The sequence below is a fragment of the Sinorhizobium sp. GQ132 genome, from assembly GCF_059758575.1.
This window is the reverse complement of record NZ_JCAXDX010000003.1, coordinates 611,531-637,682: the sequence shown is the minus strand read 5'-3', so window position 1 is coordinate 637,682 and position 26,152 is coordinate 611,531. Positions and strand designations below refer to the sequence as shown.

Here is a 26,152-nt window from a genome sequence, read left to right as displayed (position 1 = left end):
ACATCATGTCCCGGCCTCTTTCGTTTTCTCCGTATCGGACGCTTACATGGCGTCCATCGCGCCTATGGAGAAGAACAGCGTTTCGCCGGAGGAGTCGTCGACGCCGTCATTGTCGGTGACGACATAACCGTTGCCGGCCGCGTCGATTGCAAAGCCTTCGACCTTGTCGACGACATAGCCGCTCAGCGACTGCAGGTCCGGAATGAGGTCGCGCACCTCTTCCTTGTTCACGACAGGCAGTGCCCCGCCGAGTGCCGCGGGTTTCAGGTCCGCAAGCGCGACGCGGTAGAGCTTCTTGAGCTTGGCGGCTTCGCCGACCAGATTGTCACGCTCGACGATATAAGCGTAGGCTCCATGAACGGAAATCTCCGACAGGCCGACCCAGCCTTCCTCCGCCTTTTCAAGCGGATAGCGCACGGCGCCCCATTCCTTGCTCGACGGCTTGTAGGAGACGAGCTTGACGAAGCCCTTCTCGTCATCCTTCCATTCGCGCTGCACAGCCATCCAGAGAACCTGATCGTCCCCTTCGCCCACGACCGCTATGCCTTCGAAGCCGTAGCGGATCTCGCTGGCGCGCAACTCCTCCGGTAGTGCGATCTCCTGCTTGATCTCGCCCTTCTTGTTCACATGCAGCAGCGCATGGCTGTAGAGCTTGTCGGAGTTGCCTTCCGAAGCGAGCCAGAAGCCGCCTTCGCCGTCATTGGCGATGCCTTCGACGTCGAGCTTCTGGGCGGGAGCGCCGTCACGGGTGACCGGCAGGGCTTCCGTGATCAAAGCGGGCTTCTGCGTAGCGTCGATCGTGAAGATGGTCGGCTGCGACGAGTAGACTGAATCATTGACCGCATGCAGGAAGCCGGGCTTGTCGGCAGCGGCAAGGCCGGAAAGCGCCCCGAAGCCGATGGGCAGCCCGTCCTTCTCCACGGAACGGATCTGCGGATAGGCAGCCTCCCCTTCCCCGCGCTCGTAGATCATGACATGCGCCCGCGCCCCGCCGTCTTCGACGAGATCGACCTCGTTGGCGGTCGCAAACAGGTTGCGCCCGGGAATGGCGACAGCGCCCTCGGGGGAAACGCCGGAGGGCAGAAGCTGCACGAGCTCCGGTTCGCCGCCCGTATCCTTGTAGACGCCGACGATCGAGGCGCGTTCCGAAAGAACGAAGAAGAGCTTGTCCTCGCCGAATTGCGCCATTTCAAGCCCTTCCGGTTCGACGCCCTTCGCCGAAGAACGCTTTTCCGGATAGTGGCCGATCGACGCGATAGCGTGTTCGAAGGCTGCTCCCGACTCGTAGAGGACCTTCCCGGTCGTGTCGAAGATCGTGAAGCCGCGGCTCCCGCCCTCATAATCGCCCTCATTGGCGACGACCAGGCGATCGTCGTCGAGCCACTTGATCGCATCGGGCTCGCGCTTGCGGCCCGCCTGCTCGCCGGTAAAGGCGATGGAGCCGTCGCGCTTTGTGTCGATACCTTGGAGATCGACCGTGCCCGCAGGGAAATGCGTCTTCACGGTTGCGGACTTACCGTCGATGATGACGATGTGGTTGTTCTCCTGGAGGGTGAGCGCAATCTCGTCCCGGCCGTTGAAGGCTACGAATTCCGGCTCGGGATCGTCGCCGGCGACCTCGGCGAGACCGGTCAGCGTCACATGCTTGATGGTCGCGCAATCGGCCGCCCCGTCCTTCAGCGACAGGATCACGAGATCTCCTGCAGGCATCTGAGGGATCTGCCCGTCATTGACGTCCTCGTCGCGCTCGTTCTCGATCGCGACTGCGGCAAGCGTCCGATCCTTGTTCACGGCCACCGAGTCCGGCTGGCCACCGAGATCGCAGGTGGCATCCACCTCCCTGCCGGCAATGTCGACCACGGCGAGCACGCCGGACGGATTGGTAAAGCTTTCGCTCGTGTTGACGGCAACGAGCGCTTTGGCACCGGCTACCGCAACCGAAGTCGGCTCCCCGTCGAATGAGACGATACCGCCTGCCTCAGGCGCCCTGGCGTCGGTGATGTCGATGAAACCGATGCGTTTGCCGGGACTGTCGGAATAGATCAGCGTATTGCCGTCTTCGCTTGCGGTGATGATTTCGGCCGATGTCGGGGCGTTCCGCTCGGCTCCCTCGGGCAAATTCATGGCCACCGCAAAGGATGCGATGCGATTGAATACCTGTTCGGCCTGAACGACCGATGCCGTCGATGCGGCAAGTGCCGCGGCCAACGCCGTGGTGATGGAAATTGCTTTCATCTGTCCCTCCTTGTCGCGGCACGCCGTTGCGCTACCGCGTGCGTCCGAAAACGTCGGACGGGAGGCTTTTGCAACTGTCCTGTAACAGCCGGATGACAGGGAAAGCCGGAATGAAAAGAGGCCCGGATGACCGGGCCCCAATCAACCTGCCGAATGCCGCCTGGGCGGTATCGCGACAGATGGAACATGAACCAGTAGCGGACGGAGGCACCCGCCGCTCCATCGGTAAATTAGTTGACGGCGTCCTTGAGGCCCTTGCCGGCCGTGAACTTCGGCACGTTGCGTGCCGGGATGTCAACTTCCGCACCCGTCGACGGGTTGCGGCCCTTGCTGGCTTCGCGGCGCGATACGGAGAAATTGCCGAATCCGACGAGGCGGATGTCGCCGCCGTTCTTCAGTTCGCCCTGAATGGTCTCAAAAACTGCATCAACGGCAGAAGACGCATCTGCCTTCGAGAGTCCGGCCTTGTCGGCTACGGCAGCCACGAGCTCATTTTTGTTCATGTTTCCACCCCTTTCATGCTGGTTCGAAACGACTGTCTTCTTAAGGCGGGGCTGCGAAAGCAATGCCCACGTCTTGCCATTCCCAATTGCGCCTAATCCCTTGGAATGCAAGGGTTGCAGCGTGCTTTTACAACAAAAAAGACCGGCAGAACGCCGGTCTTCCTTGTTTTTCTGGCCGAAGGGCGCAAGCGGGACACACTTGTCACCCTATCTGCACTGCCTCAGTGGGCAATCGAAGTGCCCGCTTCGTCCTGCGAATCAACGGACGGCAGGGCGGCCGGCTGGCTTGCCGGGTCCCATTCGATGGGCTCCGGAAGCCGCAGCAACGCGTGCTCGATCACCTCGCCCATCCGCGAAACGGGGATGATTTCGAGGCTGTTCTTGACGTTGTCAGGGATGTCGGCGAGGTCCTTGGCGTTCTCCTCGGGGATCAGCACCTTCTTGATGCCGCCGCGCAGAGCCGCCAGCAACTTCTCCTTCAAACCGCCGATCGGCAGCACGCGTCCACGCAGGGTGATTTCACCGGTCATCGCCACGTCCTTGGAGATGGGGATTCCGGTCATCACCGACACGATCGCCGTCGCCATGGCGACACCGGCGGACGGGCCGTCCTTCGGGGTCGCGCCCTCCGGCACGTGGACGTGAATGTCGCGCTTGTCGAACAGCGGCGGCTCGATGCCGAAATCGATCGCGCGCGAGCGGACATAGGATGCCGCCGCCGAAATGGATTCCTTCATCACGTCACGTAGGTTGCCGGTAACCGTCATGCGGCCCTTGCCGGGCATCATCACGCCCTCGATCGTCAGCAATTCGCCGCCGACCTCAGTCCAGGCAAGACCGGTGACCACTCCGACCTGATCGTCACGCTCGGCTTCGCCGTGGCGGAAGCGCGGCACACCGAGATAGTCGTGGATGTTCTCGGCCGTCACTTCGACCTTCTTGGTCTTGCCCTTGAGGATCTCCGTCACCGCCTTGCGCGCCAGCTTCATCAGCTCGCGCTCGAAGTTGCGGACGCCCGCTTCTCGCGTGTAGTTCTGGATGACCGCCATAAGAGCGCCATCCGTGACGGAGAACTCGTTCGTCTGGAGCGCATGGTCGCGGATCGCCTTCGGCAGCAGGTGCCGCTTGGCAATCTCCCGCTTTTCGTCTTCGGTATAGCCGGCAATGCGGATGACTTCCATGCGGTCCATCAGCGGCGGCGGAATGTTGAGCGTGTTCGCCGTGGTGATGAACATCACGTTGGAGAGGTCGTATTCCACCTCCAGGTAGTGATCCATGAACGTCGAGTTCTGTTCCGGATCGAGCACCTCCAGAAGCGCCGAGGACGGATCGCCACGGAAGTCCTGGCCCATCTTGTCGATCTCGTCGAGCAGGAAGAGCGGGTTGGACTTCTTCGCCTTCTTCATCGACTGGACGACCTTACCCGGCATGGAGCCGATATAGGTCCGCCGATGGCCGCGAATTTCGGCCTCGTCCCGAACGCCGCCCAGCGCCATGCGGATATATTCGCGGCCGGTCGCCTTGGCGATCGACTTGGCGAGCGACGTCTTGCCGACGCCCGGAGGGCCGACGAGGCACAGGATCGGCCCCTTGATCTTGGACGAACGGGCCTGCACCGCCAGATATTCGACGATGCGTTCCTTTACCTTGTCCAGACCGAAGTGATCGGTATCCAGCACCTTTTCGGCATGGTTGAGATCGGTCTTGATCTTCGACTTCTTGCCCCAGGGCAGGCCCAGCAGCCAGTCGAGATAGTTGCGCACGACCGTCGCTTCCGCCGACATCGGGCTCATCTGGCGCAGCTTCTTCAGCTCCGCATCGGCCTTTTCACGGGCTTCCTTGGAGAGCTTCGTCTTGGAGATGCGCTCTTCGAGTTCGGCCATCTCGTCACGGCCGTCCTCGCTGTCGCCGAGCTCCTTCTGAATCGCCTTCATCTGCTCATTCAGGTAGTACTCGCGCTGCGTCTTCTCCATCTGGCGCTTGACGCGCGAACGGATGCGCTTTTCGACCTGAAGAACCGAGATCTCGCCTTCCATGAAGCCGAGCGCCTTTTCGAGGCGCATCTTCACGCTCGTCGTCTCCAGCATTTCCTGCTTTTCGACGATCTTGATCGACAGATGCGATGCGACGGTATCGGCGAGCTTCGAGTAGTCTTCGATCTGGCTCGCGACGCCGACGACTTCCGGCGAAATCTTCTTGTTGAGCTTCACATAGCTTTCGAATTCGGAAACGACCGAACGGCTCAGCGCCTCGATCTCGACCGGATCCTCGTCCGGTTCGGGCAGCGCATGGGCGACGGCCTCGTAGAAATCGTCACGCGGCGTATAGCGCTCGATCTCGGCACGCGACCGCCCTTCGACCAGCACCTTCACGGTTCCGTCGGGGAGCTTCAGAAGCTGCAGCACGTTCGCAATCGTGCCGACTTTGTAAATGGCGGCGGGTTCCGGATCGTCATCCGTAGCGTTGATCTGGGTCACGAGCATGATCTGCTTGTCGGTACCCATGACCTCTTCGAGTGCACGGATCGACTTCTCCCGGCCGACGAAGAGCGGCACGATCATGTGGGGGAAGACCACGATGTCACGCAGCGGCAGAACCGGATAGGTCGCGCTTTCAATCGCCGGAGACGTTTTGTTCGTCATATCATTTCCTTTCCGTCCCGATGTTCGGGCCCGTTTCCGGGAGCCTCTGCGGCACTCCCGGCTGTCACATTTCGTACATGAAAGTGGAGTGCAAGAGAGGCCTTTTCAAGGTACGGCGCAATCCCCGCCTTCATGGATAATCCCCGACCTTTAAGCTCGGATGCTGTTGCAGACCTTGCGACCTGCCCGGATATCGCGGCCTGCAAATGCGCACCCCTTGAATCTGCGCATCATCGCGTTGTTGCGGCACTTTAGCAACAATCGATTGGTGCGATCACCATGATTTTGAACTGAAACATTCGCGGGAACGGGCCCGGACGGCGGCTGCAGAGCCGTCTCCAAAATGCCGGTTCCGGACCGCTTCGCCGGCACGATCGCAACGGCGTCACATGAAAAAGCCCCCACGCGGGGGGCTCTTCAAACAATCGTGAGCGGCGAGCGCGCCCGATAAGACGCGCTGCGCTTGAGGCTCAAGCCGAAACGTTGGTCTTCTCCTCGGAACGCTCCGAGTAGATATAGAGCGGCCGCGCCGTTCCCTTGACGACCTCGTCCGAAATGACGACTTCGCGAACGCCTTCCAGCGTCGGCAGTTCGAACATGGTGTCGAGCAGGATCTTCTCCATGATCGAACGCAGGCCGCGTGCGCCGGTCTTGCGGACGATGGCACGGCGGGCGATCTCACGCAGCGCGTCCTCGTGGAAGTTCAGTTCGACGTCTTCCATTTCGAAAAGCCGCTGATACTGCTTGACCAGAGCGTTCTTCGGCTCCGACAGGATCTGGATCAGCGCATCCTCGTCGAGATCCTCGAGCGTCGCCAGAACCGGCAAGCGCCCGATGAATTCCGGGATCAGGCCGAACTTCACCAGATCTTCCGGTTCGAGCTCGCGCAGCACCTCGCCGACGCGCCGGTCTTCCGGAGCGCGCACCGTCGCGCCGAAGCCGATCGACGTCTTCTCTCCGCGGGCGGAGATGATCTTGTCGAGGCCCGCAAAAGCGCCGCCGCAAATGAAGAGGATATTCGTCGTATCCACCTGCAGGAACTCCTGCTGCGGATGCTTGCGGCCGCCCTGGGGCGGGACCGATGCGACGGTACCTTCCATGATCTTCAGAAGCGCCTGCTGCACGCCCTCGCCCGAAACGTCGCGAGTGATCGACGGGTTGTCGGACTTACGGGAAATCTTGTCGACCTCATCTATGTAGACGATGCCGCGCTGGGCGCGCTCCACGTTGTAATCGGCCGCCTGCAGGAGCTTGAGGATGATGTTCTCGACGTCCTCACCGACATAGCCGGCCTCGGTCAGCGTCGTCGCGTCCGCCATCGTGAAGGGAACGTCGATGATGCGAGCGAGCGTCTGCGCCAGATAGGTCTTGCCGCAGCCGGTCGGCCCGACCAGCATGATGTTCGACTTCGCAAGCTCCACGTCGCTGCTCTTGGCCGCATGGGCTAGGCGCTTGTAGTGGTTATGCACGGCGACCGACAGGATACGCTTGGCCTGCTGCTGGCCGATGACGTATTCGTCGAGGACCTTGATGATCTCCTGCGGTGTCGGAACGCCGTCGCGGGACTTGACCATCGAGGTCTTGTTCTCTTCGCGGATGATGTCCATGCAGAGTTCGACGCATTCATCGCAGATGAACACGGTCGGTCCGGCAATCAGCTTGCGGACTTCATGCTGGCTCTTGCCGCAAAACGAACAATAGAGAGTATTCTTCGAGTCACCGCCGTTGCTACCGCTGACCTTGCTCATTTCCACTTCCTTCCAGCACGCCGGACACCTTCGGAAAGATATCACGGACACTCAGTTCGCCTTGCACGTCGGCTCCAGGCGCCGCCCAAGGCTCTTGGGAGTACTCACCGTCCCGGGCGGAGGCCCGATCACCGGTTGCAACGACTCTCCCCATCAAATCCGAATGCTATGCTCCTTGTTCCAACATAGCATTAAGGATTCATATTAACGGCTTTGCCCCTTGGATAAAGCCCCTTCGCCATTACAAATGTGTCACAATTACATCTGTGGCGACACAAAAGCCCGTGTTCTAACCTATTCCATGCCCTCGACCGCATCGCGCGACGTGATCACCTTGTCGATCAAACCCCAGTCGAGCGCCTCGTCCGCACTCATGAAATGATCGCGGTCGAGCGTCTGCTCGACTTCTTCGTAGGTGCGGCCGCAATGCTTGACGTAAACCTCGTTCAACCGGCGCTTCATCTTGAGAATGTCGCGTGCATGCCGTTCGATGTCGGACGCCTGACCCTGGAACCCACCGGAGGGCTGGTGGACCATTATCCGCGAATTGGGCGTTGCGAAGCGCATGTCCTTGTGACCGGCGGCAAGCAGCAGCGAGCCCATCGACGCCGCCTGACCGATGCAGAGCGTCGAGACCGCCGGCTTGATGAACTGCATGGTGTCGTAGATCGCCATGCCCGCTGTCACGACACCGCCCGGAGAGTTGATGTAGAGAGCGACTTCCTTCTTCGGGTTTTCCGCCTCGAGGAACAGCAACTGTGCGCAGACCAGCGTCGCCATGTGGTCTTCGACAGGCCCCGTCAGGAAGATGATGCGCTCCTTGAGCAGTCGCGAATAGATATCGTAGGATCGCTCGCCGCGATTGGTCTGCTCAACAACCATCGGCACCAGCGCCATGGCCGTATCAACTGGATTTCTCATATCGAACCTTCATCAATCGGGACCGCATCCCTTCGCGGACCGGAATCATCGGATAAGCCTCAGACCTTACATAGAGTGTCAATGCCCTTCACTTCAAGACGCGAACATTCGATAAACTGAATAGTCGCAGGCCCGGGGTCCAGACCTTTTTATCGGCGTGGCGGATTGGCGGTAGAACAATTTTCCAATTCTTGATGCCGTCGCGCACGCCCCCGGGCGCCTTCCTCACAGGCATTCGCAGGAGCGCGGTAAACGACTGGTAAATTCCGACGCGTTTCAAAGCTGGGACTCCAACGGCAGAAAGCGGATCACGCCGGCGATAAGCCGGCGGAGGATGCTTGCGTCCGGCTCGCGCCGCAGCAGCCGCAGGGAGCCGTTCGTCCGGTCCCGCCACGCGGGCCTGCCGTCCTTAAGCATCAGGCGATAGCTTCGCTCCGGCGCCGTTTCCTCGTCGAAGATCGACTGAAGCTCGGCGGCGAGCGCCTCGTCGGAGAAGACGATGCCCATCTCGGTGTTGAGCGACGCGGAACGCGGATCGAAATTCATGGAGCCAACATAGCCGCACAGGCCATCGACGACGAAGGCCTTGGTGTGGAGGCTCGCGTTTCGCGCTCCGAACAGCGACATACGGTGACGATCGAAGAAATCGCCGCGCTCCTTGAGCTCGTAAAGCTCGACACCGCCGTCAAGCAGGCCTTTGCGATACTTCACGTAGCCGCCATGCACCGCCGCGACGTCGGTTGCGGCAAGCGAATTCGTCAGCACCGCCACCCTCGCGCCCTTTCCCGCGAGCAGCGCCAGCACGCGCGTCCCCGCTGCGCCGGGGACGAAGTAAGGCGAGATGATCCGCAGATCACGCCTGGCGCCCTTGATCAGCGGGAACAGTTCGCGCAACAGCCAGTTCTGCCGCTTCTGCATCAGCGCCTTTTCCGGCGGGTCGAACGCCATGCGCATATCCGCGCTGCGATGGAGGGTCCGGCTCCCCCAATAGGGGCCGGGACCCGCGTCTGCGACCCTTTCGAGGTAGAAGCGCGCGGCCGCCGTGCACGCCAGTGCGTCCAGCGCCTCTCTCAGCGCCGGAAGGTACTGCTTGCGCGGCGTCCTGAGCGCGGCGATCGGCAGCACCGACGTGCTGTTCCAGTAGAGATCGAACATGGTCGTCGCCTGGTCGACGACCGGCCCCGCCATCCAGACGTCGAGGTCACGGAAGTTCGACAGTTCGGCCGCGTCGAAATAGGCATCGCCGATATTGCGCCCACCGGATATCGCCAACCGGCCATCGGCAACCCACAGCTTGTTGTGCATCCGGCGCGTCGCACTGAAGGCCCGTATCGCCATTTCGAACCCGCGGCGGAAGCGGTCCGTTCGTGCCCGGCTTGGATTGAAGAGCCGCACGTCGACATTCGGATGTGCGTCGAGCGAAATGCAGAGACGGTCATGGATGCCCGCATTGATATCATCGAGCAGCAGGCGGACGCGAACGCCGCGGTCGGCCGCCCGGATGATCTCGCGCGTCAGCAGAAACCCGGTCAGGTCGTCCTTCCAGTAGTAGTATTGCAGGTCCAGGCTGCGCCCCGCCCGGCGGGCCGAAAGCGCCCGCGCAACGAAGGCTTCGATGTTATCGGAAATGAGCGCGACCACGCTCTCGCCGGGTTGGGCGGCACCCAGCAGCGGTCCGAGATGCAGATCGATGCGCGTCTCGTCTCCGCCGATGGGGAGCGCGAATGATGGTTCGATCCGCGGCCTGCGACCAAACCAGCCGTAAACGTAGAGGACCGCGACCAGGAAGAGCCCGCAGAGCGCTACGAGAAAAAGTGCAATCCACGACAACATCAGACGCTGCCCTGCCGCAAGTTTCACCGGAGCCGATCAAGGATGAAACATGCGGAAACCAAAGTACGACGGCGACCACTGCGCCCTCCATGGCGCGTGCGACACCGCTATCCCTGCCCCGCATCGGCCAATCGGGCTTCCTCACCTTCGGGGCCGTCCTTCTGGACAACCTTCAGATCGATCGAGGCCTTGACGGGCAGATGGTCCGAAGCCACTCGCGCCAAGGGCGTGTCGTGCACGGCCACCGAGGTGACAAGATGATGCGGATTGCCGAGCACCCGGTCGAGCGGCAGCAGCGGAAAACGCGAGGGGAAGCTGGCAACGGCTGAATGCGACGGGTCGAATATAGGACTGAGGAAGCTGAGCGAGGAGCGTTTGCCCATGCGCCATTCGTTGAGGTCGCCGATCAGCAGCGTCGGACGGCCGGCGCCGTCCGCCGTCGCCTTCAAAAGCGATTCCGCCTGGCGCGCCCGGGAATGACGCAGCAGGCCAAGGTGGGCGGCGATCACCCGCAAGGGACCCGCCTTCAGGTCGAGATCGACGACGAGGGCGCCGCGCGGCTCGACGCCCGGCAATTTCAGCTGCCGCACGTCGGAAACCGCGCCCTCACGGATAAGCAGGACGTTGCCATGCCATCCGTGGCCCTTCTCGCTGAAAGGCGAGATCGGAACGGAGACAAGATGCGCCTCACGGCGCAGGTGCTCGAGATCGAGGAGCCCCGCGCGCTCGCCGAATCTCTGGTCGGCCTCCTGAAGCGCGACGATATCCGCACCGATCTCGGCGATGACCTGCGCAATTCGCGGCGGGTCGAAGCGCCCGTCGGTGCCCACGCATTTGTGGATATTATAGGAAGCGATCACGATGTCGCCGCGGTTCACGGCGGCATCACGGTTGACGACCGTCGGCCGCCGCTTTCGTATCGCTGCCATGATGCCCGCGGATAGATTGCCTTGCGTCTTTGCCATGCCGCTCCCTGCTTGCTGCCGCATCATGCTCAAATAGGTCGGGCGGTGCTACCGGAAAAGTAGCTAGCGGCGATGTTGTTCCTTCCGGTGCCGAAGGCACTTGCAGTCAGCCCTCATGGCGCAATAGAGATGCGGATCGCCATCCGATCGCAGCATTCGAAGAGTCGATATCATGTCCATCGCCCCCGGTATCACCATCGACGGCCCCGCCCGGCGCGTCTCCCTGGACGTCCGCAACCCCCGCTTCTTCCGCAATCCGCTGCCGGCCTACGCGGCGCTCCATGCGCAATGTCCGGCCTTTTTCTGGGAGGAGCCGCAGCAGTGGTTCTTTGCGGGCTACGAGCAGGTGAACAGTCTATTGCGCGACCGCCGCTTCGGCCGGCAGATCCTGCATGTCGCCACCCGGGAAGAACTCGGCATGCCGGAACCGAAACCGCATCTGAAGGCTTTCGATGCGCTGGAGGAACACTCGCTGCTCGAACTGGAGCCGCCGGCCCATACGCGGCTGCGCACGCTCGTCAATCGCGCCTTCGTCTCCCGTCAGATCGAACAGCTCAGGCCGGAAATCGAGGCGCTCTCGCATGCTGTGATCGACGGCTTCGAGAAGGATGGCCAGACCGAGCTGTTGAAGACCTATGCCGAGACGATCCCGGTCACCATCATCGCGCGGATGCTCGGCATCCCGGTCGAAGCGGCGCCGCGTCTGCTCGACTGGTCGCACCGCATGGTAAAGATGTACGTGTTCAATCCCAGCCTGGAAACGGAGTTCGACGCCAACCAAGCATCGGCGGAGTTCGCCGACTACCTGAAGGGAATCATAGCGGAGAAGCGGGCAAACCCCGCCGACGACCTGCTCACGCATATGATCACCTCCGAAAAAGACGGCGAGCGCCTGTCGGATGCGGAGCTGATTTCGACCACGGTCCTCCTTCTGAATGCGGGCCACGAGGCGACGGTTCATCAGATCGGCAATGCCGTGCACACGATCCTGCAGTCCGGCCTCTCCCCCACCGAGCTTTTTTCGGACGAGAAGACGACGGAGCGCACGGTGGAAGAGTGTCTGCGCTTCGCCGCGCCCTTGCATATCTTTCAGCGCTACGCGCTCATGGATATCGAGCTGGAGGACGGCATCGCCCTCAGGAAGGGGGACAAGATCGGCCTGATGCTGGGGGCGGCGAACGTCGATCCGCGCAAATTCTCCTCTCCCGATACGTTCAGGCCGGATCGCCACGAAGGCGCCAACGTCTCGTTCGGCGCCGGCCTGCATTTCTGCATCGGCGCACCGCTGGCACGGCTGGAGCTGCAGATTTCCCTGCCGATCCTGTTCCGGCGGCTTCCCGGAATGCGGCTCAGGAACGAGCCGCCGGTCAAGGACGCGTTCCACTTTCATGGTCTGGAGCGGCTCGATCTGGTCTGGTGAGCGGCGTCAGACGCGGATCACGTAGTCCTTGCGAGTCGTTTCAACGACTTCCCAGGTTCCCTTGAAGCCGGGTCTCAACACCAGGCTGTCGCCGGCTTCGAGATGAAGGGGCTCCCCGCCCTCTTCGGTCACGATCGAATGACCGGAGAGGATGTGGAAATATTCCCACTCGTCATAGACGATCCGCCACTTGCCGGGCGTGGCTTCCCATATGCCCGCATAGAGCCCGCCGGCCTCCTCGATATTCCAGGTGCGAAATTCCGGATTTCCAGAAATCAGCCTGTCGGGCGCCGGCGCCCCGATCTCAGCCTCGACGCAAGACGGATCGAATTTCAGCATATGGCCCATAAGAAGCCTCCACGTCCTGCCGTGCCTCTCAGGCCTTGCCCAGCGCCTGTTCCAGATCGGCAATGATGTCGGCCACGTCCTCGATGCCGACCGACAACCGGATGACGTCGGGTCCGGCGCCTGCGGCGACCTGCTGCTCCGGCGTGAGCTGCCGGTGCGTGGTCGAGGCGGGGTGGATCACGAGCGAACGCGTGTCGCCGATATTGGCAAGATGGGAGAACATTTCCAGTGCCTCGACAAAGCGCTTTCCCGCCTCGTATCCGCCCGCGAGCCCGAAAGTGAAGACGGCTCCCGCCCCCTTCGGCGAGTAGCGCTGCTGCAGCGCGTGGTTCGGATCGCCTTCGAGCCCGGAATAGCGGACCCAGGACACCTTCTCATGCCCTTTCAGCCATTTGGCGACCTCCAGCGCGTTGTCGCAATGGCGCTGCATCCTCAGCGGCAGCGTCTCGACGCCGGTCTGGATAAGGAAGGCGTTGAAGGGCGAAATCGCCGGACCGAAATCCCTCAGACCCAGTACCCGTGCGGCGATGGCGAAGGCGAAGTTGCCGAAGACCTGGTGCAGGACGATGCCGCCATATTCCGGCCTGGGCTCCGACAGCAGCGGATACTTGCCGGATTTCGACCAGTCGAACGTACCGCCGTCGACGATGATCCCGCCCATCGAATTGCCATGACCGCCGATGAACTTGGTGAGCGAATGGACGACGATATCGGCGCCGTGTTCGAGCGGCCGCATCAGATAGGGCGTCGCCATCGTATTGTCGACGATGAGCGGCAGTCCATGCCGCCGCGCGACGTCTGCGATCGCGGCTATATCGACGAAGGTGCCGCCCGGATTGGCGAGGCTTTCGATGAAGATCGCCTTGGTGCGTTCGTCGATCTGCGCATCGAAGCTTTCGGGCTCCGCCGCATCGGCCCAACGGACCTGCCAGTCGAAGGCCTTGAAGGCATGGCCGAACTGATTTGCCGACCCGCCGTAAAGCTGTCTGGCGGAAACGAAATTGTCACCCGGCCTCATGATCGTATGGAAAACCAGCAGCTGGGCCGCATGCCCCGAGGAAACGGCCAGGCCGGCGGTCCCGCCTTCGAGCGCCGCGATCCGCTCCTCCAGTACCGCCTGGGTCGGGTTCATGATGCGGGTATAGATATTGCCGAATTGCTGAAGGCCGAAAAGTGCCGCCGCATGATCCGTATCGTTGAAGACGAAGCTGGTCGTCTGGTAGATCGGCGTCGCCCGCGCGCCGGTCGTCGGGTCCGGCTGGGCCCCGGCGTGAATTGCAAGCGTGCTGAACCCGGGTCCGGATTTCATCATCGTTCCTCCCTCATTTATTAACGATCAACCGATCAGTCGCGGATATTCGATTGCCGGGCAGCGGTCCATGACGACCTTGATGCCTGCGGCTTCGGCCTTGGCCGCAGCCGCATCGTCGCGGACGGACAGTTGTCCCCAGATGACCTTGGGCAGGGCCGGCAGCGACAGGATCTCGTCGACGAGCGCGGGCAAGGCCGAAGCCGCGCGGAAGACGTCGACCATGTCGATCGCCTCCCCTATTTCCGCGAGGCGCGCTACCACCGGCTGGTCGAGAATCGTACCGCCCGCATGGCCGGGATTGACCGGAATGACGCGGTATCCCTTGCGCAGAAGAAAGGCCATGACGCGATAGCTCGGCCGCTCCGGCTTCGGCGAAGCGCCGACGAGCGCGATGGTCTTCGTCTCGCGCAGGATGTCGGCAAGATAGTAATCCGGGTAGGCATCGTGGTGCATGCTTGTTGTCCGCGCATGTTTATCATGCGGAGCGATAGTTGGCGTGGAGCGGCCGCGAGTCAACCAAGGCACCTTCCCCGGCCATGCATTTGCACCGTTTCGTTGCGATCGATCTGTAATTCCGGTTGCATTTCGGCAAATGCGAGCCCACAACCGGCTTTCCCGCCCAATCACCCCGCCGAGGTTCATCTTGCCGCCGGACGTCATTGCGCTCGTACTTCTCGGAGCGCTGCTGCACGCGACCTGGAACGCGCTCGTCAAGGCCGGCACGGAAAAATCGCTCGACGCCGCCATGGTGTCGCTTGGCGGCGCGGTCGTGGCGCTCCCCTTCCTGCCCTTCCTCCCGATGCCCGGTTCCGAGGCCGTGCCCTACATTCTGGTTTCGGCACTTTTCCAGTTCGCCTATTTCCAGCTGGTCGCAGCCGCTTACCGCGCAGGCGACATCGGGCTGGTCTATCCCTTGATGCGCGGCGTCGCTCCTCTTCTCGTCGCGGCGACGAGCAGCCTCGTCATCGGCGAGAAACTGAGCGGCGGCGCGATGGCCGGCATCATGACGATCTCCGCGGGCGTGCTCACGCTCGCCTTCGAATCCCGCAAGGGCGGCAGGCACGCCATCGTTCTGGCACTGCTCAATGCCTGCGTGATCGCGAGCTATACCTATGTCGACGGGATAGGCGCCCGCATTTCCGGCAATGCCATATCCTACACGCTCTGGATGGCATTGCTGCCGCCGGTCCTGCTCTTCGGCTGGGCCTTCGCCCGGCGCGGCGTCAAGCCGGTCGCGCGGCATGTCAGCCGTCACTGGTGGCGCGGGCTTGTCGGCGGCGCCGGATCGATCGGCTCCTATGGCCTTGCGCTCTGGGCGATGACGAAAGCCCCGGTCGCCACCGTCGCCGCCCTCCGCGAAACGGCGATCCTGTTCGCCGTCGTCATCTCCGTCGTGTTCCTCGGAGAGCGCGTCAGCGCCTGGCGCATCATCGCCGCCTGCATCATCGCGCTCGGTGCCTTGCTCCTCAGGCTCGCCTGAGGCCCAGGACCTAAAGCGCGTCGCGCTCGTTACTGCATGTCGTTATCCCAAAACCGCTGCACACTTTTGGGCGACATGCACTATTCCTCTTTCCATTCCGGCATGCGCTTGCCGAGAAAGGCACCGATACCTTCCTCGGCATCGCGGGCGAGCATGTTCTCGACCATCACGCCGACAGCGAAGTCGTAGGCGTCGGCAAGCGGCATTTCCGTCTGACGGTAGAAAGCCTCCTTGCCGATCTTCAGCGCCTGCGGCGACTTCGAGGCAATGATCGATGCATATTTGTCGATGACCTGGCGCAGATATTGCCGTGGGACGATGCGGTTGACGAGACCGAACTCCTTCGCTGTCCCGGCATCGATCGTCTCACCGGTCAAAAGCATCTCCATCGCCTGTTTGCGATGGGCGGCGCGCGTCAGGGCGACCATCGGTGTAGAACAGAAAAGGCCGATATTCACGCCGGGGGTGCAGAAGGTCGACGTGTCGGTGCAGATCGCGAGGTCGCAACTGGCGACCAGCTGGCACCCGGCGGCGGTCGCGAGGCCGTCGACTTCGGCGATGACCGCCTGCGGCAGCCTGGTGATCGTCAGCATGACTTCGGCTGCGAGGCGAATCGTTCGCTCGAAGAACGCCCGGCCACCGTCGGCGTCGGCCCGGTGGGCGGTCATTTCCTTGAAATCGTGCCCGGCGGAGAAGAGCTTCCCGGTCGCCGCGATGACGACGACCTTGATCTCCTTCGAGACGGCCGCTTCTTCGAGTGCCGCCAGCAGTGCTTCCATCAGGGCGATCGAAAGCACATTTGCCGGGGGATTGTTGAGGGTAAGCCGCAGGACCGGGCCATCTAACTCGCGCAGCAAGGGTCCGTTCGACTCTTCTTTCCTGAATGAAACGACGTCCGCCATGGCTCTCTCCCATATCGAAGTTCGTGTCGTGGTACGCCGCCGTCGGCGCTCTTTCAACCCCGCGCTCCCGACTGACCTATGACTGCCTTAGACCAATTTCCCGCTTGCACGGCGCTCCAGGACGTTTTGTAACGGGTGCAACCAAGGCAAGTAACACGGGAGAGAACGCGATGACCCTGCAGCCGGTCATGACCGTCGAGGAGCTCAACCGCTTTCTCGACACCGATTTTCCGCAGGTCCACACGGACGGAAAGGTCTTCGCGGTGACCGAGACCGGACCGGGCTTCGCCACGATGCGGCTCGACCCGAACGAGCGCCACATCCGTCCGGGCGGTACGGTCTCGGGCCCGACGCTCTTCGCGCTGGCGGACGTGTCGGCCTATATCGCGCTCATCGCGCATATCGGTCCGGTCGCGCTTGCCGTCACCACCAGCCTCAACATCAACTTCCTGCGCAAGCCGGAACCGGAACCACTCGAATGTACCTGCCGGATTCTCAAACTCGGCAAACGGCTGGCCGTTCTCGACGCCTCGATAAAGACGGTAGCAAGTCCCGATTTGATCGCGCATGCGACGGCGACCTATTCGATTCCGCCCCGTTGAAGGGTGGTATAATAATACCACACTGGTAACCATCTGAATTTGCTTCATCTTCTTTCACGGTGCGCGGAAAGTCGGCCTTGACCTTGATGGCGAGCTTCCTTATAAGCTGCCCCAGATCGCGGTCCGACTGGGCCGCCTTCTTTTTTGCCCTCATCGAGGTCAAAGCAAGCAACAAGAAACGCCCGGCTTCGTTTCCGGGTCCAAACGAAAGAGTTTAGATATGGCAACCTTCGTTCAGAAGCCTGCAGAGGTGGAGAAGAAGTGGATCATCATCGACGCCGAAGGCCTCGTTGTCGGTCGCCTCGCTTCCCTTATCGCAAACCGCCTGCGCGGCAAGCATAAAGCCACCTACACGCCGCATGTCGACGACGGCGACAACGTCATCGTCATCAATGCAGAGAAGGCCGTCCTCACCGGCAAGAAGTACACCGACAAGAAGTACTACTGGCACACCGGTTACCCCGGCGGCATCAAGGAGCGCACCGCGCGCCAGATCATCGAAGGTCGCTTCCCGGAGCGCGTCATCGAGAAGGCCGTCGAGCGCATGGTTCCGCGCGGCCCGCTCGGCCGTCGCCAGATGAAGAACCTGCGTGTCTACGCCGGCTCGAACCACCCGCATGAAGCACAGCAGCCGGCCGTCCTCGACGTCGCCAAGCTGAACAGCAAGAACACAAGGAGCGCCTGATAATGGCTGACCTTTCCGCTCTCAAGGAAATCGCCACGACCGCGGAACCGGCTGCTCCGGTTCACGTCAAGAAAGTCGACGCCCAGGGCCGCTCCTATGCGACCGGCAAGCGCAAGGACGCCGTCGCCCGCGTTTGGATCAAGGCCGGTTCCGGCAAGATCACCATCAACGGCAAGCCTTTCTCGGACTACTTCGCCCGTCCGGTTCTGCAGATGATCCTGCAGCAGCCGGTCGTCGCGGCAGCCCGTGACGGCCAGTTCGACATCGACGCGACCGTCGCCGGCGGCGGCCTTTCCGGCCAGGCCGGTGCCGTTCGTCACGGCATTTCCAAGGCCCTCACCTACTTCGAACCGGGCCTGCGCCCCGTTCTGAAGCGCGGCGGCTTCCTCACCCGCGACAGCCGCGTGGTCGAGCGCAAGAAGTACGGTCGTGCCAAGGCACGTCGTTCGTTCCAGTTCTCCAAGCGCTAATCGCTTGCAGACTGCACTTTCGAAGGCCGGGCTCGTCCCGGCCTTTTTTCATGTGCATCCATAGCGTCCCCGTGCACATGATTTTGACGCCGGGCTCTTGCCTTGCCCCGATCGATTGGCCAACGTCCCGCACATCTGTCGGGAGAACAGCATGGCCAACAAGTCGATCGACCACGCGATCACTGCAAAATCACTGACGGCGGCGGCCTCCGATCCGACGCATGCCGGCATCCTTTCCTTCATGCGGCGGAAATACACCAAAGAGCTCAAGGGTGTGGAGGCGGTCGTCTGGGGAATCCCGTTCGATGCGGCCACGTCGAACCGCCCCGGCGCGCGCTTCGGGCCACAGGCGATCCGACGCGCATCGGCGATCTTCGACAACGATCCGCAATATCCGTTTCAGCGCGACCTGTTTGCCGACATGGCGACGATCGATTACGGCGATTGCCTGCTCGACTACGGCAACCATGCGAAGACTCCCCAGACGATCGAGCGCGAGGCGTCGAAAATCCTGAAGTCCGGCGCCTACCTGCTGACGCTCGGCGGCGACCACTTCGTCACCTATCCCATCCTCAGGGCCCATGCAGCCCTGCACGGGCCCCTCGCCCTCGTCCAGTTCGACGCCCATCAGGACACCTGGCCGGACGAGAAAGGCCGCATCGATCATGGCTCTTTTGTCGGCCGCGCGGCACGCGAGGGACTGATCGACGTGGAACGCTCGATCCAGATCGGCATCCGGACGCATGCTCCGGAGGATTGCGGCCTTCGGATCGTCTACGGCTACGAGCTCGAGGAGATGCGCGCCGAGGAGATCGCCGATACCATCATCCGCCATGTCGACAGCCGCCCCGCCTATCTGACCTTCGATATCGATTGCCTTGACCCGGCCTTTGCGCCCGGCACCGGCACGCCCGTGGCCGGCGGCCCGTCAAGCGCAAAGATACTGTCGGTCCTGCGCAAACTCGGCGCGCTTCATATCGCCGGGAGCGACGTGGTCGAGGTGGCGCCTGCCTACGACCACGCGGACCTTACCGCCATTGCTGGCTCGACCATCGCCATGTATATGCTTGGCCTGCGTGCCGAGTGGCTGGCGGAGAGGCGCGGCTGACCGAAGCGGCGGCGCGGGCCCAAGAAATTGATTCAATTCTATGCCAGACTGATTCCGGAAACGCCGCTAACGGACTGCAGGAGCAGGAAAATCATGAAACCGAAGATCTTTATCGATGGCGAACACGGCACGACGGGCCTGCAGATCCGTGCGCGCATGGCCGGCCGTACGGATCTCGAACTCCTGTCCATTCCGGAAGCGGAGCGACGCAATGCAGCGATGCGCGAGGATCTCCTGAACAGCGCCGATATCGCCATCCTATGCCTGCCGGACGACGCCTCGCGGGAGGCCGTTGCCATGGTTGCCGGAAACAATCGCGTGCGCATTATTGATACGTCGACCGCGCATCGCGTCGCGCCCGACTGGGCCTATGGCTTTGCCGAGATGGACAAGGCGCAGCCCCAGCGGATCCGTGACGCGCGCCATGTCGCCAATCCCGGCTGCTACCCGACCGGAGCGATCGCCCTGATCCGCCCTCTGCGCCAGTCGGGTATCCTGCCGGACGGCTATCCCGTCACCGTCAATGCGGTTTCCGGCTATACCGGCGGCGGCAAGCAGATGATCGCGCAGATGGAGGACGACAAGAATCCGGACCACATCGACGCGCCGCATTTCCTCTACGGGCTTACGCTGAAGCACAAGCACGTGCCGGAAATGAAGATGCACGGGCTTCTCGAGCGCGCGCCGGTCTTCAGCCCTTCCGTCGGCAAGTTCGCGCAGGGGATGATCGTGCAGGTGCCCCTCTATCTCGAGGACCTGGCAGCCGGTGCAACGCTCGAAACGATCCATCGGGCCCTCGTCGACCATTATGCGGGACAGTCGATCGTCGAAGTCGTGCCGCTTGAAGAGAGCGCCAAGCTCGCCCGGATCGATGCAACGGAGCTCGCCGGCAGCGACGCCATGAAGCTTTTCGTCTTCGGCACCCAGGGTGGAGCGCATGTCAATCTGGTCGCGCTGCTCGACAATCTCGGCAAGGGCGCCTCGGGCGCCGCCGTCCAGAACATGGACCTGATGCTGTCCGCCTGACACGGCCAGTCAAGACGAAAACCCCGGCAGCGTTCCTGCCGGGGTTTTGGTTCGTTCGATCGCAGGCAAATCAGTCGCGCATTTCTATCGCCGTGTCTGTCGGATAGGTGCCGACGAAACCGCGCCAATGGGCGATCACGAAGCCGAGCACGACGAGGGCGCCGCCCTGATGCAGCACGCCCCAGCCGATCGGTACCTGCAGTAGCAACGTCGTGATGCCGATTGCCGCCTGCACCGTCACCAACGCGAACAGGAGCACCGAGCGCCGGGCATGTGTCGTCTCCGGCGCGGCGCGCAGGGACGCGATCATGTGCCAAAGCGCCAGTGCGAACAGCAGATAGGCGCCGAGACGGTGTACGAACTGCACCGTCTTCGGATTTTCGAAGAGATTGATCCAGGCGGGCTGCTGCACGAACAGACCGCCCGGCACGATCGCCCCGTCCATCAGCGGCCAGGTGTTGTAGCTCAGACCCGCATCGAGACCCGCGACGATCGCGCCCAGATAGATCTGGAAGAGGCTCATGATCGCGATGGCCGCCGCCATGCCTTGCGACCTTTTCGTCGGATGCGCGTCGTCGGAATGCGGACACAGCCCCCGGTAAATCCACATGCAGGCGGCAAAGATCAGACAGGCGATGGTCAGATGCGTGGCAAGCCGGTACTGGCTGACTGCAGTCCGTTCCGCCAGACCGGAGGATACCATCCACCAGCCGATGAATCCCTGAAAACCGCCGAGCGCCAGGATTCCGAGAAGCGGCAGCCGCAGACGCCGCTCGATCCGCCCCGTGATCCAGAAGAAGAAGAACGGCAAAGCGAAGATCACCCCGATGCCGCGCGCGAGCAGCCGGTGCGCCCATTCCCACCAGAAGATGGTCTTGAACTCGTCCACCGTCATGCCTTTGTTGATCTGCTCATATTGCGGAATGCGCTGGTAGAGGCGGAATTCCTCCTCCCATTCCTCCGCGGAGAGCGGCGGTATGACGCCGTGGACGGGTTTCCACTCGGTGATCGACAAGCCGGATTCGGTCAGTCGCGTCGCCCCTCCGACGAGCACCAGTGCAAACAGAGCGAAGAGAACGGCGGCGAGCCAGCCGCGGATTTGCCGGCGGTTGCGCTCGGTTCTGCCGATCTCTTTGAGCAGCATCTGTTCTGTTGCCAATTCGGCGTGGGCCATGGCACTTCCTCATCTGTCGCCGGAAACGGTACCGCTGTGCCGGCATTGCCGGTCAGGACGGTCTCAAAGCCGTTGATTTGCACCAGAGTGCCGTGCAAAACAAGGCCGAACCCTTTGCGGCATGCCGTCGCGGGCCGCCCGAGTGCCAACGCTGCCGCCACCGAAAGAACGAAAAATGCCCGTACGCCTCCGAAAACTGATCGGTACCGTCCTGCTCATCATCCTCGTCGTCGTCTACGCACTTGCGGCCGTTACCTTCGCTTCCCTGCTGCTCGGCGCGTCTCCCTGGTGGGTGCATCTGCTTTATTTCTTCTTCACCGGCCTGCTGTGGGTCCTTCCCGCCATGCTGATCATCAAATGGATGGAAAAACCCGCCGCCGATCACTGAGGTTTCCGGGCATGAGAATCGCGGTGATTTCCGATGTTCACGGCAACGATCTCGCGCTCGAGGCCGTGCTTGCCGACATCGATGCACAGGGCATCGACGAGATCGTCAATCTTGGCGATCATCTGAGCGGCCCGCTGAATGCCGCGCGGACAGCGGAGATCCTGATCGGCCGCCGTACCGCTGCGATACGCGGCAATCACGACCGCTATCTTCTCACGCTCGACCCTGCCCGCATGGGATTGTCCGACCGCTCCGCCCATGACGAACTCGATGAGCGCCACCTCGACTGGCTGGCCGATCTCCCGGCGACCCTCGTCTACCGGGACGCTCTCTTTCTCTGCCATGGCACGCCGGCTAGCGACGAGGCCTACTGGATGGAAGCGCTGACGGGCGATGGCATCGTTCACATGGCGCGGCGCGCGGAGATCGAGCGCTTTGCTGACGACATCGAGCACCCCGTAATCCTCTGCGGCCACACGCATGTTCAACGTGCCCTGCGGCTTTCGGGCGGGCGGCTCCTGGTCAATCCGGGCAGTGTCGGATGCCCGGCCTATGGCGACGACCGGCCAGTCGCGCACAAGGTCGAAACCGGTTCGCCGGATGCCCGCTACGCCATCGTCGAGATGGCATCCGGCGACTGGAACGTCACCTTCCGCTGTGTCGGCTACGATCACATGGCGGCGTCGCTCCTCGCGGCCGAACGCGGCCGCGAGGAATGGGCAACGGCGCTCGCGACCGGATTCCTCGACTGAATTCTACCGGCCGCCTCGCCAGCATTTCCAGCCGCCGCCTGTTCCGGCTTCATATTCCCCTAACCCTGTTGTCTGCCGGGCAGGCGCGTGCCTGCCGGATTAATCAGATCTATCAGAATTCCCGCTTCAATGGCTGCATCACGCATGCGGATCGACAATGATGGCAAGTTCCGATTTCACCCTTTCGCCGGAAGCCAGCGCCGGGCGGTATCTTTCGGCCGGGAGCGTCGCCCGTGGAGGCAGCGCTGCCGGCCGGATCACCATCTCCGTCCACGCGGACATGGACGAGATCGAAGCGGAATGGCGCGCGCTCGACGGAAGCAGCGGCAATTCGCTGCACCAGAGCTTCGACTGGTGTGCGGCCTGGACAAAGACCCATGGCAGCGAACTGCTGATCGTCCGTGGCGCGGCTGGCAGGGAGCCGCTTTTTCTCCTCCCGTTCGAGATCGAACGCGGCCGGCTTTTCCGCGCGGCGCGCCTGATCGGCTCGGAGCACAGCAATCTCAACACCGGCCTGTTCGGCCCCGGCATCGACAACGCGCCCGCTGCGGAGCTCACGGCAGCGCTCACCGGCGGCATCGGTCGCCAGCTTCGCCGTTTCGCGGACGTGATCGTATTCGACCGGACGCCGCAGATCTGGCGCGGCGCGCCGCACCCCCTCGCCGCTCTGGACGGCATCGAGAACCCGAACGCATCGTTCCAATTGCCGCTTCTCGGCACCATCGAGCACACACTCGCCCAGATCAATGCCAAGCGGCGGCGCAAGAAGATGCGCATATCCGAACGGCGCCTCGCCGAGATCGGCGGCTATGATTATGTGATCGCTCGCGATACGCAGGAGGCCCACGCCCTGCTCGAGACCTTCTTCCGCCAGAAAGCCGCCCGTTTCGAGATACTCGGTCTGCCGGATGCCTTTCGTGATGCCCAGACGCGCGCCTTTTTCCATGCGCTGATCGATGCCCGAGCGCCCGAGCCCCTCCTCGAACTCAATGCGATAAGACTGAGGGGCGAATATGCCGGCCGAATTCTCGCGGTCGCCGGTCTCTCGCGTAAGGGCGACCACGTCATCTGCCAGTTCGGTTCGATCGACGAGGAAATCGCCGCGGACGCCAGCCCGGGCGAGTTGCTGTTCTACAGAATGATCGAGCGCCTCTGCGCGGAAGGCGTCGCCGTCTTCGACTTCGGCATCGGCGACCAGCCTTACAAGCGGTCGTGGTGCACGGTGGAAACCCCGTTGCGCGACATCGTTCTGCCCCTCACGTTCCGCGGTCGGCTGGCCGCCGGCGGTTTCCGGGCGATCGCCGGGGCGAAACGGTTGGTCAAGGCCAACGAAACGCTTTATGCCTTCATTCAACGGCAGCGGCAGCGACGGCAGACATCGGCTTCAAGCGCGGATGAACCGTGACGTTATGCAGCGCGGCGGTTGGGAAAATCGGGGCCGTCCTGCCCCTTCCCGGTCATCAGCACGACGTCGCGATATCCGGCTTCCCCGAAACTCAACAGCATCTCGACGATCTGGTCGTCGCTGATCGACGGTGCCGACAGAATGATCTCGGTGCCCTCGTGCCGTGCCACCTTGGCGACGGCCTCCGCATCGGCCGACCCGCATTCGATCAGGACGAGATCGTAGGCGTTGGCGAGCGCGTCGATGATGATCTGCAGCCGGTCGATGCCGCGCATCGCCGCATGAGGATCGGCGTCGCCATGGGGTACGATATGTGCTTGGGACAACCTGTCCGAATGAATCGACTCGGAGAAGGCGACTTCGCCCATGAGCAGATTCGTAACCCCGGCAAGGTCCTGCGATTGTGCCATGAGCCGCGTCGGACAGGCCGAACCGGAAAGGTCGATCAGCACGACTTTCTGCTCGTCCTCGGCCAGAACGCGCGCCAGCATCACGGTGGCCGTCGATCCCTCGTCGCCGCCCGGCGATACCGAGACCGCAATCCGCACGCCATTGGCACGAAGATGTTCGGCCACCGACTCGATCGAAAAATCGTGCTTCGATGCCGCATTTCCATCGCCGCCGTTCTCCTCAGGCGCAGGTTCCGCCGCGACGAGGACAGGTGCGGGAATTTCTTCGATCACGCCAGCTGCTGAAGGCATTTCTGCAGGCTGACCCGCGGCCGGTGCTTCGGGGAGCGAGACCGGCCTTAGCGCCCGGCCGCTGAAAAGTTCGCCAAGCATGACGACGACGCAACTGACCAGGAGGCTGGCAAAGGCAGCGACGATCGTGATCGGCAGCACCTTCGGAAAGCTCTGGGCGGTCGGAACCACGGCGCGCGAAATCACGCGTGCATCGGCCGGAGTTGCGTTCGCAACGGTACGCGACGTCGCCTCGCGGTATCGGGCGAGATAGGTTTCGAGCAGTTGGCGCTGCGCCGTCGCCTCGCGCTCGAGCGCGCGGAGCCCGACTTCCTCCTCGCCCGCCTGCGCCGATTGCGCCTTGAGCGTGTTCATTTGCTGAACGAGCTGCTGCTCGCGCAGTTGGCCGACCTTCGCCTCATTTTCGAGGCTCGCAAGAATTTTCCGCGTCTCCGACCGGATCTGCCCCTCGATCCCTTCGAGCTGGGATTTGAGCCCCTTCAACCGCGGATGGCCGTCGAGCAGTGCCGTCGACAGATCGGCGATCTGCGCCTGGACGTTGGCGCGGTTCTCCTTGAGACGCTGGATCATCGGCGAGCCGACGATGTCGGCAAGCGTGTCCGCCGGACGGCCGTCGGCGAGCGCCGTCCGCATACCCTCGGCGCGCGCAGCCGTGTTCGCCCGCTCCGACCGCACCCGTGCAAGCTCCGTCGAAATGTCGGTAAGCTGGCGCGTGGCAAAATTCTGCGTCTCGCCGGTCGGAAGCAGGCCCGACTCGGCGCGGTAACCTGCGACCTTCGCCTCCGCCTCGCGCACCTTCTCGCGCAGGTTGGCGATCTCCGGCTCAAGCCAGCGGCTCGCCTCGGAGTTCGAGTCGAGCTTGGCTCCGCTCTGCAACGAAAGATAGACATTGGCCATTTCGTTCGGAATGGCGGCTGCGAGCTTCGGGTCCTTCGAGGTGAAGGCGATAGCGATCACACGCGATTTTTCGACCTGATAGACCTGCAGCTTCTCTTCGAACTCCTTCAGCACCCGTTCTTCCGGCGGCAAATCGAGAGGATTCTTCTTCAGACCCAGCATCACCAGGAGATCGGACGCGGCAGAAGGCCGTGCCGAGGGATCGAACTCGTCGAGTTCGTGAAGCTTCATGTTGCGCGCGACCTGCTTGATAAGGTCCGCCGAGCGCAGGACCTGCACCTGGCTGAGGATGCCCGACTCGTCGAACATCCGGTCGGAGCCATTCTGCGAAACTTGATTGGTGCCGCTGAACTCGGGTTCACGCGACTCTATCAGAACGCGCGTTTCGCCCTCGTAATCGGGATCGACCATCTTGGCAGCCGCGAAGGCGACGGCAGCGACCCCGACCGTGGCGAGCAGCACCCGCACGCGGCGTTGCCAGATGGCGCGAAAAAGCCCGCCGAGATCGATATCCACATCCTGCTGTCCGCCGATGCCCGACATGCCTGCACTCCAATGCTTTCTCGTTTCGCGGGAAGGTAAACGAACATGGTAACCCAAGGGTTAATTTCCGCTGCAACCAGAGAGTGGCATGC

At 62.5% G+C, this 26,152-nt stretch carries 23 protein-coding genes; 10 read left to right on the top strand and 13 right to left on the bottom strand.

Annotated features, from left to right (window positions below):
• Positions 1 to 42 precede the first annotated feature (42 nt).
• The 7 genes from AC6CIG_RS11305 to AC6CIG_RS11275 form a co-directional block, all read right to left on the bottom strand.
• Positions 43 to 2,235 carry an esterase-like activity of phytase family protein gene (locus tag AC6CIG_RS11305; protein ID WP_437408974.1) on the bottom strand — a complete coding sequence of 731 codons (2,193 nt, stop codon included), beginning with the start codon at positions 2,233 to 2,235 and terminating at the stop codon, positions 43 to 45.
• A 230-nt stretch (positions 2,236 to 2,465) separates the two neighbouring features.
• Positions 2,466 to 2,738 (bottom strand): DNA-binding protein HupB, encoded by a 273-nt coding sequence (gene hupB / locus AC6CIG_RS11300; RefSeq protein ID WP_003531811.1) that lies wholly within the window; start codon positions 2,736 to 2,738, stop codon positions 2,466 to 2,468.
• A 221-nt stretch (positions 2,739 to 2,959) separates the two neighbouring features.
• Entirely contained in the window at positions 2,960 to 5,380 is a 2,421-nt protein-coding gene (lon, locus tag AC6CIG_RS11295) for an endopeptidase La (RefSeq protein ID WP_127709292.1), read from the bottom strand.
• Between the two features lie 470 nt (positions 5,381 to 5,850).
• Positions 5,851 to 7,128: an ATP-dependent Clp protease ATP-binding subunit ClpX gene (gene clpX / locus AC6CIG_RS11290; protein ID WP_003531807.1), complete on the bottom strand. Its 1,278-nt coding sequence runs from the start codon at positions 7,126 to 7,128 to the stop codon at positions 5,851 to 5,853.
• 294 nt (positions 7,129 to 7,422) lie between these two features.
• Entirely contained in the window at positions 7,423 to 8,049 is a 627-nt protein-coding gene (gene clpP / locus AC6CIG_RS11285; protein WP_003531805.1) for an ATP-dependent Clp endopeptidase proteolytic subunit ClpP, read from the bottom strand.
• A gap of 276 nt (positions 8,050 to 8,325) precedes the next feature.
• Positions 8,326 to 9,882, bottom strand: coding sequence for a phospholipase D family protein (locus AC6CIG_RS11280; protein WP_437408973.1), 1,557 nt, complete (start codon positions 9,880 to 9,882; stop codon positions 8,326 to 8,328).
• 107 nt (positions 9,883 to 9,989) lie between these two features.
• A complete protein-coding gene (locus AC6CIG_RS11275; RefSeq protein ID WP_018094833.1) occupies positions 9,990 to 10,847 on the bottom strand; it encodes an endonuclease/exonuclease/phosphatase family protein in 858 nt (285 codons plus the stop codon).
• 172 nt (positions 10,848 to 11,019) lie between these two features.
• Here AC6CIG_RS11275 and AC6CIG_RS11270 point away from each other — a divergent pair, with 172 nt between their 5' ends.
• Complete coding sequence (locus tag AC6CIG_RS11270; RefSeq protein ID WP_437408972.1) at positions 11,020 to 12,267, top strand: cytochrome P450; 1,248 nt, start codon at positions 11,020 to 11,022, stop codon at positions 12,265 to 12,267.
• 6 nt (positions 12,268 to 12,273) lie between these two features.
• On the opposite strand, the gene AC6CIG_RS11265 is transcribed toward AC6CIG_RS11270, so the two are convergent.
• From AC6CIG_RS11265 to AC6CIG_RS11255, 3 genes are read right to left on the bottom strand one after another with little or no spacing between them, the layout of a single operon-like run.
• A complete protein-coding gene (locus AC6CIG_RS11265) occupies positions 12,274 to 12,615 on the bottom strand; it encodes a cupin domain-containing protein (RefSeq protein WP_018094831.1) in 342 nt (113 codons plus the stop codon).
• 28 nt (positions 12,616 to 12,643) lie between these two features.
• On the bottom strand, positions 12,644 to 13,924 hold the full coding sequence (locus AC6CIG_RS11260) for an O-acetylhomoserine aminocarboxypropyltransferase (RefSeq protein ID WP_018094830.1): 1,281 nt from the start codon (positions 13,922 to 13,924) through the stop codon (positions 12,644 to 12,646).
• Between the two features lie 27 nt (positions 13,925 to 13,951).
• Entirely contained in the window at positions 13,952 to 14,380 is a 429-nt protein-coding gene (locus AC6CIG_RS11255; RefSeq protein ID WP_127709298.1) for a CoA-binding protein, read from the bottom strand.
• A gap of 190 nt (positions 14,381 to 14,570) precedes the next feature.
• Here AC6CIG_RS11255 and AC6CIG_RS11250 point away from each other — a divergent pair, with 190 nt between their 5' ends.
• The gene (locus AC6CIG_RS11250) at positions 14,571 to 15,407 is read left to right on the top strand and encodes an EamA family transporter (protein WP_018094828.1); all 837 of its coding nucleotides are present in this window, start codon (positions 14,571 to 14,573) and stop codon (positions 15,405 to 15,407) included.
• Positions 15,408 to 15,487: 80 nt separating this feature from the next.
• Here the strand turns inward: AC6CIG_RS11250 and AC6CIG_RS11245 are convergent, their stop codons facing one another.
• Positions 15,488 to 16,309, bottom strand: coding sequence for an enoyl-CoA hydratase (locus tag AC6CIG_RS11245; protein ID WP_498322712.1), 822 nt, complete (start codon positions 16,307 to 16,309; stop codon positions 15,488 to 15,490).
• 170 nt (positions 16,310 to 16,479) lie between these two features.
• Here AC6CIG_RS11245 and AC6CIG_RS11240 point away from each other — a divergent pair, with 170 nt between their 5' ends.
• The 5 genes from AC6CIG_RS11240 to argC all read left to right on the top strand — a co-directional run bounded on the left by AC6CIG_RS11240 (position 16,480) and on the right by argC (position 20,200).
• Complete coding sequence (locus tag AC6CIG_RS11240) at positions 16,480 to 16,911, top strand: PaaI family thioesterase (RefSeq protein ID WP_018094826.1); 432 nt, start codon at positions 16,480 to 16,482, stop codon at positions 16,909 to 16,911.
• Between the two features lie 220 nt (positions 16,912 to 17,131).
• A complete protein-coding gene (rplM, locus tag AC6CIG_RS11235) occupies positions 17,132 to 17,596 on the top strand; it encodes a 50S ribosomal protein L13 (RefSeq protein WP_018094825.1) in 465 nt (154 codons plus the stop codon).
• 2 nt (positions 17,597 to 17,598) lie between these two features.
• Positions 17,599 to 18,066: a 30S ribosomal protein S9 gene (rpsI, locus tag AC6CIG_RS11230; RefSeq protein WP_003529231.1), complete on the top strand. Its 468-nt coding sequence runs from the start codon at positions 17,599 to 17,601 to the stop codon at positions 18,064 to 18,066.
• 151 nt (positions 18,067 to 18,217) lie between these two features.
• Positions 18,218 to 19,174, top strand: a complete 957-nt coding sequence (speB, locus tag AC6CIG_RS11225) for an agmatinase (protein WP_127709304.1) — start codon at positions 18,218 to 18,220, stop codon at positions 19,172 to 19,174.
• A 93-nt stretch (positions 19,175 to 19,267) separates the two neighbouring features.
• On the top strand, positions 19,268 to 20,200 hold the full coding sequence (gene argC / locus AC6CIG_RS11220) for an N-acetyl-gamma-glutamyl-phosphate reductase (RefSeq protein WP_437408971.1): 933 nt from the start codon (positions 19,268 to 19,270) through the stop codon (positions 20,198 to 20,200).
• Between the two features lie 70 nt (positions 20,201 to 20,270).
• Here the strand turns inward: argC and AC6CIG_RS11215 are convergent, their stop codons facing one another.
• On the bottom strand, positions 20,271 to 21,374 hold the full coding sequence (locus tag AC6CIG_RS11215; RefSeq protein WP_127709307.1) for a COX15/CtaA family protein: 1,104 nt from the start codon (positions 21,372 to 21,374) through the stop codon (positions 20,271 to 20,273).
• Between the two features lie 175 nt (positions 21,375 to 21,549).
• On the opposite strand from AC6CIG_RS11215, the gene AC6CIG_RS11210 reads away from it, so the two are divergent.
• The 3 genes from AC6CIG_RS11210 to AC6CIG_RS11200 all read left to right on the top strand — a co-directional run bounded on the left by AC6CIG_RS11210 (position 21,550) and on the right by AC6CIG_RS11200 (position 23,919).
• Positions 21,550 to 21,762 carry a DUF2842 domain-containing protein gene (locus AC6CIG_RS11210; RefSeq protein ID WP_003529239.1) on the top strand — a complete coding sequence of 71 codons (213 nt, stop codon included), beginning with the start codon at positions 21,550 to 21,552 and terminating at the stop codon, positions 21,760 to 21,762.
• An 11-nt stretch (positions 21,763 to 21,773) separates the two neighbouring features.
• Positions 21,774 to 22,514, top strand: a complete 741-nt coding sequence (locus AC6CIG_RS11205) for a metallophosphoesterase family protein (RefSeq protein ID WP_437411665.1) — start codon at positions 21,774 to 21,776, stop codon at positions 22,512 to 22,514.
• A 157-nt stretch (positions 22,515 to 22,671) separates the two neighbouring features.
• The gene (locus tag AC6CIG_RS11200) at positions 22,672 to 23,919 is read left to right on the top strand and encodes a GNAT family N-acetyltransferase (RefSeq protein WP_437408970.1); all 1,248 of its coding nucleotides are present in this window, start codon (positions 22,672 to 22,674) and stop codon (positions 23,917 to 23,919) included.
• A gap of 2 nt (positions 23,920 to 23,921) precedes the next feature.
• Here AC6CIG_RS11200 and AC6CIG_RS11195 read toward each other — a convergent pair whose 3' ends face one another.
• Positions 23,922 to 26,060, bottom strand: coding sequence for a GumC family protein (locus tag AC6CIG_RS11195; RefSeq protein ID WP_498322708.1), 2,139 nt, complete (start codon positions 26,058 to 26,060; stop codon positions 23,922 to 23,924).
• Positions 26,061 to 26,152: the final 92 nt, after the last annotated feature.

Excerpts from the sequence above, each read along its gene's own strand:
- AC6CIG_RS11305 (WP_437408974.1), bottom strand. The coding sequence starts at position 2,235 with ATGAAAGCAATTTCCATCACCACGGCGTTGGCCGCGGCACTTGCCGCA.
- hupB (WP_003531811.1), bottom strand. The coding sequence starts at position 2,738 with ATGAACAAAAATGAGCTCGTGGCTGCCGTAGCCGACAAGGCCGGACTC.
- lon (WP_127709292.1), bottom strand. The coding sequence starts at position 5,380 with ATGACGAACAAAACGTCTCCGGCGATTGAAAGCGCGACCTATCCGGTT.
- clpX (WP_003531807.1), bottom strand. The coding sequence starts at position 7,128 with ATGAGCAAGGTCAGCGGTAGCAACGGCGGTGACTCGAAGAATACTCTC.
- clpP (WP_003531805.1), bottom strand. The coding sequence starts at position 8,049 with ATGAGAAATCCAGTTGATACGGCCATGGCGCTGGTGCCGATGGTTGTT.
- AC6CIG_RS11280 (WP_437408973.1), bottom strand. The coding sequence starts at position 9,882 with ATGTTGTCGTGGATTGCACTTTTTCTCGTAGCGCTCTGCGGGCTCTTC.
- AC6CIG_RS11275 (WP_018094833.1), bottom strand. The coding sequence starts at position 10,847 with ATGGCAAAGACGCAAGGCAATCTATCCGCGGGCATCATGGCAGCGATA.
- AC6CIG_RS11270 (WP_437408972.1), top strand. The coding sequence starts at position 11,020 with ATGTCCATCGCCCCCGGTATCACCATCGACGGCCCCGCCCGGCGCGTC.
- AC6CIG_RS11265 (WP_018094831.1), bottom strand. The coding sequence starts at position 12,615 with ATGGGCCATATGCTGAAATTCGATCCGTCTTGCGTCGAGGCTGAGATC.
- AC6CIG_RS11260 (WP_018094830.1), bottom strand. The coding sequence starts at position 13,924 with ATGAAATCCGGACCCGGGTTCAGCACGCTTGCAATTCACGCCGGGGCC.
- AC6CIG_RS11255 (WP_127709298.1), bottom strand. The coding sequence starts at position 14,380 with ATGCACCACGATGCCTACCCGGATTACTATCTTGCCGACATCCTGCGC.
- AC6CIG_RS11245 (WP_498322712.1), bottom strand. The coding sequence starts at position 16,309 with ATGGCGGACGTCGTTTCATTCAGGAAAGAAGAGTCGAACGGACCCTTG.
- AC6CIG_RS11240 (WP_018094826.1), top strand. The coding sequence starts at position 16,480 with ATGACCCTGCAGCCGGTCATGACCGTCGAGGAGCTCAACCGCTTTCTC.
- rplM (WP_018094825.1), top strand. The coding sequence starts at position 17,132 with ATGGCAACCTTCGTTCAGAAGCCTGCAGAGGTGGAGAAGAAGTGGATC.
- rpsI (WP_003529231.1), top strand. The coding sequence starts at position 17,599 with ATGGCTGACCTTTCCGCTCTCAAGGAAATCGCCACGACCGCGGAACCG.
- speB (WP_127709304.1), top strand. The coding sequence starts at position 18,218 with ATGGCCAACAAGTCGATCGACCACGCGATCACTGCAAAATCACTGACG.
- argC (WP_437408971.1), top strand. The coding sequence starts at position 19,268 with ATGAAACCGAAGATCTTTATCGATGGCGAACACGGCACGACGGGCCTG.
- AC6CIG_RS11215 (WP_127709307.1), bottom strand. The coding sequence starts at position 21,374 with ATGGCCCACGCCGAATTGGCAACAGAACAGATGCTGCTCAAAGAGATC.
- AC6CIG_RS11210 (WP_003529239.1), top strand. The coding sequence starts at position 21,550 with ATGCCCGTACGCCTCCGAAAACTGATCGGTACCGTCCTGCTCATCATC.
- AC6CIG_RS11205 (WP_437411665.1), top strand. The coding sequence starts at position 21,774 with ATGAGAATCGCGGTGATTTCCGATGTTCACGGCAACGATCTCGCGCTC.
- AC6CIG_RS11200 (WP_437408970.1), top strand. The coding sequence starts at position 22,672 with ATGATGGCAAGTTCCGATTTCACCCTTTCGCCGGAAGCCAGCGCCGGG.
- AC6CIG_RS11195 (WP_498322708.1), bottom strand. The coding sequence starts at position 26,060 with ATGTCGGGCATCGGCGGACAGCAGGATGTGGATATCGATCTCGGCGGG.